Raw genomic sequence first — 12,702 nt, 5'->3', positions numbered from 1 at the left:
TACAACTTCGCCAAAAAAACTTTGGCGTCGCTGCTCAACGGTTCGATTTCGAGTCTTCGTCGGACAACTTCGAGGAAGGAACGCACATGATTTTCGGGCAGCGTGAGTCGAACAGTTACTTTGCCGCAATTTTTTCGTACGACTTCCTTGACGAAGGTCTGGGATACGAGACCATCGCACGGATTCACCGAGGCGAGATCTGCGAATGGATTCGTGATCTCGAGGCTTCCGGGTTGTTCTCGGCTGCGGAAGTCCATGCCGCTGAACTGGCATGGCGCGAAAATCCACGCCTGCTCCTCGACGCCCTTCTCGAGGACGCTGACGAGGTCTCTGTCAAGCGCTGGGAGATCGCGTGGACGAGGCTCGAGCGTCAGTCGCCGGCAGCCGGAACCGCGGTGGCAGAGCACGGCTGATCCGGTCGGGCCGAGTCGACTGCTCAGTCTGCGTCAAGATCAACTGTCTGCGTTACATCAACGGTCGACGAGTATCACCTCGTGATCTGTAAGCACGGTGAATTGCGAGCCCGCCGTGGTCAGGGTCGCAACCGTCCGCGCAGTCACCTGTGGATCTTCGAGTAGCGAATCGCCGCCGTGCGGCACTATCGCGAAGTCGATCAGCGCGAGCCCGGACCAGATCGGGTCGATACCGCACGTTGGCATGACTTCAGCGGGGTCGTCCGACGCGTCCAGCCCGATCAGAGTCGGAGTCGCCAGGCACGCTCCGGCGCTGTATCCCGCATAGGCCACGACGCCTGAACGAACCAGCATCTCGATGACCCTGTCAGCGCCACTTCGAGCTAGCTGAGCTCGCAGGACGAACGTGTTTCCGCCGCGAACCCACAGGCAGTCGAATTCGCGGAGCCGGAGTTCGAGTGCTTCCGATGCACCCAGGAAGTCTCGGACATCCACTTCCTCTGCGGTGAAGCCCGCTGCCCGTAGCGGAGTCAATTCGCTGGTGACTGCTGAACTGCGGGCATTGGCGGGCCACGAATCTGCAGCCGCGGCGATGACCGCGATGCGAGCGCCGCGGCCTACGAGATCGACAAAAGCCTCGCGGTGGTCGCCGAATCGGTAGGACGAGAGAAACAGTTTCACTTCTCAGTACCTTCGCGACCTACCCACCCAGCCCTCAAATCGTGAACGCCAGATTGTCGACGACGCGTGTGCCCACCGTGGTGTCACCGCGAAGCGAGATGTCGGTTCGGTGATCCGACGCGTGGACGCGGCCACCGGCAATTCGGGTGAAGAGCGGTGAGCTCATCGAGATGGTCGTGGTCGCCGGACCGTCCAACTCCGGGACGAGTGTTGCTCGCGCGTCGACCGAGACGTGAAGTGAACGGGCAAGTGGCCCTTCGAGTTCGAAAGTGATCCGTGCTCCCTCTGGCGCCTTTCCTCGTTTTCCGACGACGAATCCGAGCGCGCTGGTGATTTCGCCGAATGCAGTCTCCGCGCGCAATCCGCCTTCCTCACCCCGAATGCCAACTGCATCTCTGATGTCGAGTTCGTGCATCCAACAGTCGAAGGTCCGAATACGCATGAACCGGCCATAGGGCGCAAGACCGACCGGTGTTTGTGTCTCGGCGTCCCAGTCCGCGCTGGTCATCGAGCGCAGCGCTTCGGTTCGTTCGGCGGTGATCTCGCGATATCGGGTCAGCAGGTCCGAGTGCAGTGTCCGCCGCAGGCCTTCGACCCAGCGCTCGTTGAACGCCGCAATCTCGTTGTGGACGTGGGGCAATGCGTGCACGTCCAGATTGATCGACGGCGGATTGATGCCCGAGAGCAGTGATTCCGTACCGATCAGATGGGACACGATGTCGTGAACCGTCCACCCCGGAAGGTTCGACGGTGCCAACCACTGATCGCCGTCGAGTTCGGCCAGCAGTGCGTCGATGACTCTCCATTCCTCGGTCAATGCGTCGACTACTGAGTCCTGGGGCCAACCACTCATGTGGACATCTCCTGTTTCGGACGGTGCGGTTCTCCTCACTGTATGTCCCGGCGGATAAGTGAGCGGGCATTCCCATGCTTCGAGTCGGTGTCACCAAACCTCCGAGGGTGGCAGAGTTCCTGTGGTAGACCAGGATTGTCGACGCCGAAGCAGGCTCACGCGGCGTTGTCGTCACCGACAGAGGAGTCTTCGTGTTTCCAGGAAATTTTGTCCAGTCCACGCCGGACAAGCCCGCCGTCATTCGCCCTGCGACGGGTGAGTCCATCACCTATCGGGAACTCGACGAACGGTCGACGCAGTTGGCGCGATACTTCCGAAGTGTCGGTGCCAAGCCTGGGGACCACGTCGCTCTCATCTCGAACAACGATCTCCGGGCGTTCGAGGTGTACTGGGCAGCGTTGAGATCCGGCCTCTACATCACCGCGGTGAACTGGCATCTCACGGCTTCGGAGGCTGCCTACATCGTCGACGACTGCGAGGCGACAATTCTGGTGGCGTCGGGGCAGGCGTCCGCAGCAGTTCCGTTGGACGAGAAGCTGATTCCACGCGTGCGGCACCGATTGGTGTACGGCGGCGCCCTCGAGGGCTTCGACGACTACGAAGAAGCGGTCGATGCGCAGTCCACTGCTCCACTCGACTCGCAGCCGCGTGGGGCTGACATGCTGTATTCGTCGGGAACCACCGGCAGGCCGAAGGGGATCAAAGGAGATCTCCCGGAGGGTGAGGTGAACACCACCATGGATCCGTACACCGCGGTGTTCGCACCGATGTACGGGTTCGATTCCGACACAGTCTATTTGTGCCCGGCTCCGGTCTATCACGCGGCGCCCCTGCGTTTTTGCGGCGTGATCAATTCGGTCGGCGGAACCGTGATCTTGATGGATGCATTCGAAGCCGAAACCGCGCTGGAGTTGATCGGTAAATACGCTGTGACGCACAGTCAGTGGGTACCGACGATGTTCGTTCGAATGTTGAAACTTCCGAAGGAGACCCGTGATCGTTACGACGTCTCGACGGTGAAGGTCGCCATTCACGCTGCTGCTCCCTGCCCGCCCGAAGTGAAGACGGCAATGATCGACTGGTGGGGGCCGGTGATCTACGAGTACTACGCCTCGACCGAGGGTTCGGGCGCTACCTTCATCAACAGTGAGCAGGCCTTGTCGCATCCGGGTTCCGTCGGGCGTGACGGAGTGATGGGGATCGTGCACATCTGTGACGACGCCGGGCGCGATCTTCCGGTCGGCGAGATCGGTACCGTGTTCTGGGAGCGGGAGACTTTGCCGTTCCGGTACCACAATGATCCCGAGAAAACGGCTGCCGCGCAGCATCCGGATCATCCGACGTGGACGACGAGTGGAGATATCGGCTATATCGACTCCGAGCGTTTCCTTTATCTGACCGACCGCGCCGCGTTCACGATTATCTCCGGTGGTGTGAATATCTACCCACAGGAGTCCGAGAACATCCTTACTTTGCACCCGAAGGTGTTCGACGTGGCGGTCATCGGTGTTCCCGACGAGGAAATGGGTGAGCAGGTCAAGGCGGTTGTCCAACTAGCGGAGGGAATCGAGCCCGGTGCCCATGTCGCCGAGGAATTGCTGGAATACGTTCGCAGTCAGGTCGCACATTTCAAAGCTCCGAGAAGCATTGACTTTGCCGACGAATTGCCTCGGACCGCTACAGGAAAGCTCGTCAAGCACAAGTTGCGGTCTCAATATGTGAGCAATTGATGCTCTAGTGAAATGCTAGGACATCAGAGTAATTCTGCGAGATAGTCGGCAAGGACCTGCGCGTGACCGTACGGCAGGTCCTTGCTTGCTGTCAGTAGAACAACGGGTCGAGCATCCGAGGACGGTGCGAGGCGTACTGCAGGTTTTCGCGTTTGAGGCCGCGTGGCCGGAGTCGGTCTACGCGGAGTCGGACGGCGTTACATTCGGAAGCCGGTTCGTAAACTCGCTCGACGGTGATTATTCGGCGCGTCATTCTGATGCCTTTACGTCTTTCGGCCGTTTCAAATAGTGGAATAGTCCGCCATTCCGGTGTGATCGGCCTCACAGTAGGCTTCTTCAGGTATGTCCAAACATACTGTTCGGACTCGATTCAGATGGAGAAAGTGCGTCGTCGGTTTCCCTACGCCGCGTTAACTCTGGCTACTATCAGTCACCATTCACCCAAAAGCGGGTCATCTTCCGCTCATCACATGCTGGTTGCCGCTCGTCGCAGCAGGCGAACCACCAACCGCAGAAGGTAATGGAAAATGGAAACATCGAAGAGCGCACAAGTGCGTCCGTCGGTCGGCGTCCCTCGAGAATCGAGTGATGGTGAGCGTCGGGTCGCATTGGTGCCGAAAATTGTGTCCGCTTTGATCGGCAAGGGTGTCGACGTGGTCGTCGAGTCCGGGGCCGGTCTCGGGGCGTTGATTCCCGACGAGTTGTACACCGCTGCCGGCGCGAAGATCGGCGATCCGTGGACTGCTGACGTGGTCGTCAAGGTTGCGCCTCCGTCGACAGAAGAGATCGCCCGGATCAGTACCGGCGCGAAGCTCATCGGTTTCCTGAATCCGCGTAATGCGGACAACCGCATCGCCGAGTTGAAGGCCGCCGGCATCGAGGGATACGCCGTGGAGGCGATTCCTCGTATCTCCCGCGCGCAGGTGATGGACGCGTTGTCCTCGCAGGCGAACGTGTCCGGGTACAAGGCTGTTCTGTTGGCAGCATCGGAGTCGACGCGGTTCTTCCCGATGCTCACCACCGCTGCGGGCACGGTGAAGCCTGCGACGGTTCTGGTCCTCGGAGTGGGTGTGGCAGGTCTGCAGGCGCTGGCGACAGCCAAGCGTCTCGGTGGCCGCGCTACCGGGTACGACGTGCGTCCTGAGGTCGCCGACCAGGTGCGTTCGGTGGGTGCACAGTGGCTCGACCTCGGAATCGATGCGGCGGGCGAGGGTGGATACGCCCGCGAGTTGACCGACGACGAGCGAGCGAAGCAGCAGCAGGCACTCGAAGATGCGATCAAGGGCTTCGACGTTGTGATCACCACAGCTCTGGTTCCGGGTCGTCCCGCGCCGCGCCTGGTGACCGCTGCCGCGGTCGAAGGCATGAAGCCGGGCAGTGTCGTGGTCGACCTCGCGGGTGAAACCGGTGGTAACTGCGAGCTGACCGAGCCGGGTCAAACCGTCGTCAAGCACGGCGTGACCATTTGCTCTCCGCTGAATTTGCCGGCGTCCATGCCGGAGCATGCGTCCGAGTTGTACTCGAAGAACATTTCCGCGCTGATCGAACTCATGTTGGTGGAAGGTGCCTTGGCGCCTGATTTCTCCGACGAGGTTCTTGCCGGTGCGTGCGTCACCCGTGAAGAGAAGGGCGCCTGATGTACACATCACTGCTGGCGAACATCGCGATCCTGGTGTTGTCCGGGTTCGTCGGTTTCGCTGTGATCTCCAAAGTTCCGAACACCCTGCACACCCCGTTGATGTCCGGTACGAACGCCATCCACGGCATCGTCGTCCTGGGTGCGTTGGTCGTCCTGGGCAAGGTGCACGATCCCTCGATCGGGTTGCAGATCATCTTGTTCGTCGCGCTCGTCTTCGGAACCGTGAACGTTGTCGGTGGTTTTGTGGTCACGGACCGCATGTTGGCGATGTTCAAGGCCAAGCCGGCCGCCAAGTCTGTGTCGAAGGATGGTGACCAGTAATGGAATACCTGGTCAATGCGCTCTACATTGTCGCGTTCTCGATGTTCATCTACGGCCTCATGGGTCTTACCGGCCCGAAGACTGCAGTCCGCGGTAACCAGATCGCCGCGGTCGGCATGCTCATCGCCGTCGTTGCAACTCTGATCTCCATTCGTGATGCGGAGATGGGGAACTGGATCCTCATCGCTGCCGGCCTTGTCATCGGTGTCGTGCTCGGTGTGCCGCCGGCGCTCCGGACGAAGATGACGGCCATGCCGCAGTTGGTGGCGCTGTTCAATGGTGTGGGTGGCGGCACGGTCGCGTTGATCGCGTACGCGGAGTTCTTGGACTCGGACGGTTTCACGGCATTCCAGCACGGCGAGTCGCCGACGGTGCATATCGTCATCGCTTCGCTCTTTGCCGCGGTGATCGGATCGATCTCCTTCTGGGGCAGCGTGATCGCGTTCCTGAAGCTGCAGGAAACTCTGCCTGGTCGTCCGATCGGAATCGGTAAGCTCCAGCAGCCGCTCAATGCTCTGCTGCTCATTGCCGCCGTCGCGTTCTCGGTGATCATCGGTATCAAGGCGATCTCACCGGAAGGCCCGACCAGCTCACTGTGGATCGTCGGCGTGCTCGTGCTCTCGGGCATCCTCGGACTGATGGTTGTGCTGCCCATCGGCGGCGCGGACATGCCCGTCGTCATCTCGCTGCTCAACGCTCTGACCGGTTTGTCAGCTGCTGCTGCAGGTTTGGCGCTCAACAACCAGGCGATGATCGTCGCCGGCATGATCGTGGGTGCTTCGGGCACCATCTTGACCAACCTCATGGCCAAGGCCATGAACCGGTCCATCCCGGCCATCGTTGCCGGCGGCTTCGGTGGTGGTGGCGGTGAAGCCGCATCCTCCGACGGTGTCGTGCGCACGGCAAAGGCGACTTCGGCCGCCGACGCGGCTATCCAGATGGCCTACGCCAACCAGGTCATCGTCGTACCCGGCTACGGACTTGCGGTCGCGCAGGCTCAGCATGCCGTCAAGGACATGGCGAAGTTGCTCGAGTCGAAGGGTGTCGAGGTCAAGTACGCCATTCACCCGGTCGCCGGCCGTATGCCCGGTCACATGAACGTTCTTCTCGCAGAGGCGGATGTCTCGTACGACGCGATGAAGGAAATGGACGACATCAACGACGAGTTCTCTCGTACCGATGTCACCTTGGTGATCGGTGCGAACGATGTCACCAACCCGGCGGCGCGCAACGATCCGAGCTCACCGATTCACGGAATGCCGATCCTCAACGTCGACCAGTCGAAGTCGGTCATCGTGCTCAAGCGTTCGATGAACTCCGGTTTCGCCGGTATCGAGAACCCGCTCTTCTTCGCGGAGGGCACTTCGATGCTCTTCGGTGACGCCAAGAAGTCGGTCTCCGAAGTAACCGAGGAGCTCAAGGCGCTCTAGCGCTGGTACTCGGAAGGGGCGTCCACTCGCAGCTGCGAGTGGACGCCTTTTTTCGTGGCCGTGTGTTGCAAAGATGTCGTGTGTTGCAACGACTTCTTGTGCTGAAACGACTTCTTGTGCTGAAACGACAAAGGCGCCTGGTCCGAGACGAAACTCGGAACAGGCGCCTCTGGCGACGTTTTACGGAACCTCGGGGGTTTCGGGGTCGGAAGAGAAGCCGGAAAGTAGTTCGATCAACTTCTGGATCAGTTCGAGCGGGTTCAGATCTTCGAGGCTCACGGTAAAGACTCCTTCGCTGTGGAACTACTTGATTCGGACATTTCAGAACATACGTCATGTCCAACCGTGGCGGGAGAGCTATCGGCGAAAATCTCTGAATCCCAAAGATTTAGGACTAAAGTCGGATGCTCCGGTGCCTGGAGAACGCGATGGCTGCCGTATCTGGGCGCAGCTCTTCACGTTTCGCGGCGATGGGCGATCGTGCCATCAAAATGGCTGCGGCACAGGCCCATACCAGGGTGATCAGAATGCCAGCTATCACTCCGAAAAGGCCGCTCAGCTCGGCGGCGAGCGCGCTGGCACCGATCGCAGCAACTCCGACGAATCCGAGCCCGGCGACCACCGGACGCCACTGCGGGGCGGAGATCAAGATCGCCGAGCAGTACAGCGCGGTCGCCGCTGCGACGTGACCGCTGGGCAATAGGTCCTGGGGAACATCGGGGAGCCAGGAACCGAATGCCGCGTTGGTGAGATTGGCGCCCATTCCGAGGAGCAGGATCGCGCCGATGCCGTATGGCAGTCCGCGGACCATCGAGACGACGGCCAGAGCGGTAGTGGCTGCGAGTACAGCGGTGACGTCGAATCGGCCTACCGTCCACTCGGCAAGTGCGCGCACCTGTTCCGGGACGCTCAAACCGGGCGAGGTGGGTCGCACGAAATACAAGACGCCCAGCGCTACGACGGCGATCGCGGCAAGGACGAGGAAGCGAGTGGTTGTGGAGGGAGCGGGGTGCTGGGTGGAGGTCGAGACGGTCACGAGTACCAGCATCCTTGTTGAGTCTGTGCCGATCGTGAGGATCAGCTGTGAGGTCTGTAGGCGGTCGGAGAATCGCGCCGAACGACACCCGCACAACCAGCTGCGACCAGGACGCATGCAAACGGGATCAACATTGCTGTGGTGAGAGGCACAAGCTTGGTGACCCAGCCGATGGTTGCCGGACCGGCGAGGAATCCGATGTATCCCATGCCGACGACGCGAGACATGTTGGTGCCGGCCGAACCTGAGCCCAGATTTCCGGCCGTGGTGAAGATCTGCGGAATGCAGCCCGACAGGCCGGCGCCGAACAGGGCCCAACCGAGCAACGTCAGTGGTAGCCAGCCGGATACCACGACGGTCAGCATTCCGATGGACGACAGCAACGCACCGTAGCGAACCACTGCCACCGGGCCTACCGCCGCGCTGATCCGATCCGCGGTGAACCGGCCGACGGTCATCATGGCGGAGAATGCGCCGAACGACAGTGCGGCAACGGCATTCGAAACACCGAGATCTTCCTTGACCTGCAGCGCGCTCCAGTCGTTTGCCACTCCCTCGGCCAGCATCAGAACAAAGGCGAGGGTTCCGAGGGCAAGTACGCGAGCCGAGAATCTGCCGTGTGTCTTTCCGGTAGTCGACGCGGTTTCGGCATGCACGTCGACGTGAGGGAGAAGGGGTCGCGAGCACAACCAGACTGCCAGCAAGCCGATTGCCGACGCGATGCTGAGCGTGACATACGGCGGAAGATCCAGTGCGAGAGTGCCGAATCCGATGACAGAGCCCAATACGCCACCGACCGAGAACATGCCGTGAAAGGCCGCCATGATCGGGCGCCGGTACAACTGTTCGGCCTCGACGGCCTGCGAGTTCATCGACACGTCCAACGCGCCGTTCGCAAAGCCGAACACGACAAGTGCAGCGCCCAGTTGCCAGGTGTTCGTGGCAAACCCCGGGCCGAGAGTGGCGAATGCCAGCCCGCTACCCGCCAGGACGACCATGCGTCTGCTGCCGTATCGATCTGCGAGCGGACCGCTCAACTGCATGCCGGCAATGGCTCCGACTGCAAGAAGGAGAAGAAGTGAGCCGAGCGTCGAGTGACTGATTCCCACACGGTGTTCGATGGACGGAATGTGGACGACCCACATCGCGAGTAGAAATCCGTTGATGCCGAAGATGCCGAAGATGCCGGCCCGGGCGCGTACCAGGGCGGAGGTGGGGACTGCTCGGTCGGTGGGGTTGACGCTCACTCGTTCCTTTTTACAGGTGAGACAGCAACAGGTCCGGGTCCGCGAGCATCTGTGCGACAAATGAGAGGAATCTCGCGGCCTGCTCACCATCGAGTACCCGGTGGTCGAACGTCAACGTCAGTGTCGCGACGCTCCGCACTTCGATCTTGCGCTCGATCACCCACGGACGCTCGCTTACCGAGCCCAGGCAGAGGATGACGGCTTCTCCTGGATTGAGAAGCGGAATGCCGCCGTCGACGCCGAAGACTCCGACATTGGTGATCGTGACGGTGCCACCGGTCAGGTGACGGACGTCCGTCTTTCCCTCACGGGCAGCGACGGTCAGTTCGGTCACCGCGCGTGCGAGTTGGACCAGGCTCAGGGTCTGGGCGCTCTTGATGTTGGGCACGGACAGTCCACGTTCGGAGGCGACGGCGATGCCGAGATTCACGTGATCGTCGATGACGGCGCCGCCGCGGGCCTCGTCCCAATGCGCGTTCACCATCGGGTGCGAGGCGATGGCGGCCACCATTGCCTTGGCAGCGAGAGTCAGCGGAGTGAGGGACAGTCCGGTGAACGCCTCCGAGGAACGGAGCCTGCCGAGCAGTTCCATCGAAGGCGTGACATCAGCGGTGAGGAAGACGCTGGCCTGCGGAGCGCGGGTGCTGGCAACCATCGCCGACGCCATCTGTTTTCGTATGCCGGACGGGGCCAGGCGTGTCGCGTTATCCGAAGGCGCCTGCACGGTAAGCGCGTCTGCGACGTCAGCCGCGGTGACGGCACCGTCGAATCCGCTGCCGGTGATTTCGCTCAGATCGATGCCGGCTTCGCGGGCCGCGCGCCGCGCCGCGGGGGTTGCGGGCCGTCGCTCGGTACTCGCCGCGGATTGCGAGTCCGGCGTGATCCTGCTCCGTCGTCGGCTCGGTCTCTCGGCCGCGGGTCCGTACCCGACCAGCACACTCGGAGACTGCGAATCACTTGGAGACGGTGAATCTGAAGACTCCTCGATGCGGATGATCGGAGTGCCGACCGGGACGGTAGAGCCAGCTTCGACGAGGAGTGACCTGACAACGCCGACGTAGGGCGACGGTAGTTCGACAAGAGCTTTGGCTGTCTCTACCTGGGCGAGAACTTGATTGAGTGCCACAGTGTCGCCGACGCCGACCGCCCACTCGACCAGATCGGCGGACGTCAGGCCCTCGCCGAGATCCGGTAACCGGAATTCGTGCGCCGTGCTCATGCTGCCAGCGTTCGATCGAGCGCCGCGAGGATCCGGTCGGCGTCCGGAAGGTGAAATCGCTCGAGCTTGGCGGGCGGGTAGGGGATGTCGAATCCGGTGACCCGCAGGATCGGTGACTCCAGCTGATAGAAGCAGTGTTCCGCGACGTGTGCTGCGATTTCGGCGCCGACGCCGAGAAACTTCTGCGCCTCATGGACGACGACAAGCCGGCCTGTCTTGTTCACCGAAGCCTCGATCGTGTCGAAGTCGATGGGCGAGAGTGAACGCAGATCCACGACCTCCAGATCGTGGCCTTCTTCTTCGGAAATCCTCGCGGCGTCGAGCGCGGTGGCGACCATGGATCCGTACGCAACCACTGTCGCGTCGTTCCCCGAGCGGGCGACGCGAGCACGGTGGAGCGGAAGCTCGGGCGCGGCATCGGTATTCACGTCGGCGGTATCCCAGTAGCGCCGTTTGGGTTCGAGGAATATCACCGGGTCGTCGGCCGCAATGGATTGGCGGATCATGTGAAAACCGTCGATCGGATTGCTCGGGTACACCACCCGCAGTCCCGCGGTGTGAGCGAAGTACGCTTCGGGCGACTCCGAATGATGTTCCACCGCACCGATTCCGCCGCCACTGGGAATCCGAATCGTCAGTGGCGCAGAGGCAGCGCCTCGGGTGCGGTACTGGATCTTGGCCACCTGCGAGACGATCTGATCGAAAGCCGGGTAGACAAACCCGTCGAATTGAATTTCGCAGACAGGCCGATATCCGCGCAAGGCAAGCCCGAAAGCTGTTCCCACGATCCCTGATTCGGCGAGGGGCATGTCGATCACCCGAGTGTCGCCGAAGTCCTTCTGCAGGGCGTCGGTAACCCGGAATACGCCGCCGAGACGGCCGACGTCCTCGCCCATGATGACAACGCGACGATCGTCTTCGAGTGCGCGTCGAAGGCCGGTGTTGAGCGCGGTCACCAGATTCATGACGGTCATGACGAAGCCCCTTCCAGGCTGCCCAGATACGCGCGATGCTCTTCGCGTTCAGCGTCGACCAGTGGGTGTGCCTCGGCGTAGACGTGATCGAAGAGCGCTGACGGGGGCGGATCGGCGAGCGCGATGGTTGCGCGTCGCAGTCCAGCGGCGACGTCGTCGGCGGCTGCCGCGATGGTGCTGAGTTCGTTTTCTCCGAGAAGATCGCGACGGCCGAGGAGCAGACGCATTCGCTCGAGCGGATCGCGGCTTTTCCACTCCGACATATCCGTATCGGTGCGGTACCTGCTCGGATCGTCGGAGGTCGTGTGCGGGCCCATCCGGCAGGTGATCGCCTCGATGAACGTCGGGCCGCTGCCTTCGCGTGCGCGATAGAGCGCCGAGCGCGTCACGGCGAGCACGGCAAGGACGTCGTTACCGTCGACGCGGATCGCCGGAATACCGTAACCGATCGCCCGATGCGAGATGGGTGCACGGGACTGCAGGGATACCGGTTCACTGATTGCCCACTGGTTGTTCTGGCAGAAGAAGACAACGCCGACACGGAAACTGGCGGCAAATCCCATCGCCTCGGCGATGTCACCCTGACTTGTGGCGCCGTCGCCGAAGTACGCGATCGTTGCGATCTCGGCGCCGTCCAGGTGTGCGCCGAGTGCGTATCCGGTGGCGTGCAGCCCTTGGGAGCCGACGACGATCGCCGGATTGGTGACGTTGAATTGTTCTGGATCCCAACCGGAATGGGAGATTCCTCGCCACATGGTGGTCAGCAATTCGGGGGGAACACCCCGGCAGTACGCGACGGCATGTTCGCGGTAGCTGGTGAACGCGAAGTCGTCTGGGGCGAGCGCTCTCGCGGAACCGACCTGGGCGGCTTCTTGGCCTAGCATCGGAGCCCATAAACCGATTTCGCCTTGACGCTGCAGGGCAACAGCTTCGGTGTCGATGCGGCGACTCACGACGAGATCGCGATACAACGACAGCAGTTCGTCAGGCCCGATGTCTGTTATCAGGCGGTCGAATTCGGGACGGCACACCCGTGCGCCGTTCGGTTGGATGAGTTGGACCGGATAATCGAGGTTGTCGATCATCTTCGCTCACCTCGGTTTCTGCTCATGCCCGGCGCGCCTCGTGAGTACGCCGCACAATCCCGATGTGTCGTATG

General features: G+C 61.6%; 12 protein-coding genes. 5 read left to right on the top strand and 7 right to left on the bottom strand.

The window, feature by feature from the left end:
* Positions 1–86: 86 nt before the first annotated feature.
* On the top strand, positions 87–413 hold the full coding sequence (locus RA302_RS19345) for a hypothetical protein (protein WP_003941297.1): 327 nt from the start codon (positions 87–89) through the stop codon (positions 411–413).
* Between the two features lie 57 nt (positions 414–470).
* On the opposite strand, the gene RA302_RS19340 is transcribed toward RA302_RS19345, so the two are convergent.
* Positions 471–1,094 carry a Type 1 glutamine amidotransferase-like domain-containing protein gene (locus RA302_RS19340; RefSeq protein WP_064444063.1) on the bottom strand — a complete coding sequence of 208 codons (624 nt, stop codon included), beginning with the start codon at positions 1,092–1,094 and terminating at the stop codon, positions 471–473.
* Between the two features lie 34 nt (positions 1,095–1,128).
* A complete protein-coding gene (locus RA302_RS19335; RefSeq protein ID WP_064444064.1) occupies positions 1,129–1,947 on the bottom strand; it encodes a maleylpyruvate isomerase family mycothiol-dependent enzyme in 819 nt (272 codons plus the stop codon).
* 191 nt (positions 1,948–2,138) lie between these two features.
* Here RA302_RS19335 and RA302_RS19330 point away from each other — a divergent pair, with 191 nt between their 5' ends.
* From RA302_RS19330 to RA302_RS19315, 4 genes are all read left to right on the top strand, one after another.
* Positions 2,139–3,677, top strand: a complete 1,539-nt coding sequence (locus RA302_RS19330; protein WP_003941397.1) for an AMP-binding protein — start codon at positions 2,139–2,141, stop codon at positions 3,675–3,677.
* Positions 3,678–4,204: 527 nt separating this feature from the next.
* Complete coding sequence (locus tag RA302_RS19325; protein ID WP_003941381.1) at positions 4,205–5,314, top strand: Re/Si-specific NAD(P)(+) transhydrogenase subunit alpha; 1,110 nt, start codon at positions 4,205–4,207, stop codon at positions 5,312–5,314.
* A complete protein-coding gene (locus tag RA302_RS19320; RefSeq protein ID WP_003941319.1) occupies positions 5,314–5,637 on the top strand; it encodes an NAD(P) transhydrogenase subunit alpha in 324 nt (107 codons plus the stop codon). Before RA302_RS19325 ends, RA302_RS19320 begins: the two co-directional genes overlap by 1 nt.
* Positions 5,637–7,067, top strand: a complete 1,431-nt coding sequence (locus RA302_RS19315; protein WP_003941368.1) for an NAD(P)(+) transhydrogenase (Re/Si-specific) subunit beta — start codon at positions 5,637–5,639, stop codon at positions 7,065–7,067. Before RA302_RS19320 ends, RA302_RS19315 begins: the two co-directional genes overlap by 1 nt.
* Before the next feature lie 394 nt (positions 7,068–7,461).
* Here the strand turns inward: RA302_RS19315 and RA302_RS19310 are convergent, their stop codons facing one another.
* From RA302_RS19310 to pdhA, 5 genes are read right to left on the bottom strand one after another with little or no spacing between them, the layout of a single operon-like run.
* Positions 7,462–8,103 carry a hypothetical protein gene (locus tag RA302_RS19310; protein WP_003941332.1) on the bottom strand — a complete coding sequence of 214 codons (642 nt, stop codon included), beginning with the start codon at positions 8,101–8,103 and terminating at the stop codon, positions 7,462–7,464.
* A gap of 41 nt (positions 8,104–8,144) precedes the next feature.
* On the bottom strand, positions 8,145–9,350 hold the full coding sequence (locus tag RA302_RS19305) for an MFS transporter (RefSeq protein ID WP_042447902.1): 1,206 nt from the start codon (positions 9,348–9,350) through the stop codon (positions 8,145–8,147).
* A gap of 10 nt (positions 9,351–9,360) precedes the next feature.
* Complete coding sequence (locus RA302_RS19300) at positions 9,361–10,569, bottom strand: dihydrolipoamide acetyltransferase family protein (protein ID WP_338477572.1); 1,209 nt, start codon at positions 10,567–10,569, stop codon at positions 9,361–9,363.
* Entirely contained in the window at positions 10,566–11,543 is a 978-nt protein-coding gene (locus RA302_RS19295; protein ID WP_070160839.1) for an alpha-ketoacid dehydrogenase subunit beta, read from the bottom strand. The genes RA302_RS19300 and RA302_RS19295 overlap by 4 nt, the downstream gene beginning before the upstream one ends.
* Positions 11,540–12,628 carry a pyruvate dehydrogenase (acetyl-transferring) E1 component subunit alpha gene (gene pdhA / locus RA302_RS19290; RefSeq protein ID WP_070160841.1) on the bottom strand — a complete coding sequence of 363 codons (1,089 nt, stop codon included), beginning with the start codon at positions 12,626–12,628 and terminating at the stop codon, positions 11,540–11,542. The genes RA302_RS19295 and pdhA overlap by 4 nt, the downstream gene beginning before the upstream one ends.
* Positions 12,629–12,702: the final 74 nt, after the last annotated feature.

The organism is Rhodococcus sp. DN22 (assembly GCF_036669995.1).
Lineage (GTDB): Bacteria > Actinomycetota > Actinomycetes > Mycobacteriales > Mycobacteriaceae > Rhodococcus_F > Rhodococcus_F erythropolis.
This window is presented reverse-complemented; position numbering and strand designations above follow the sequence as displayed.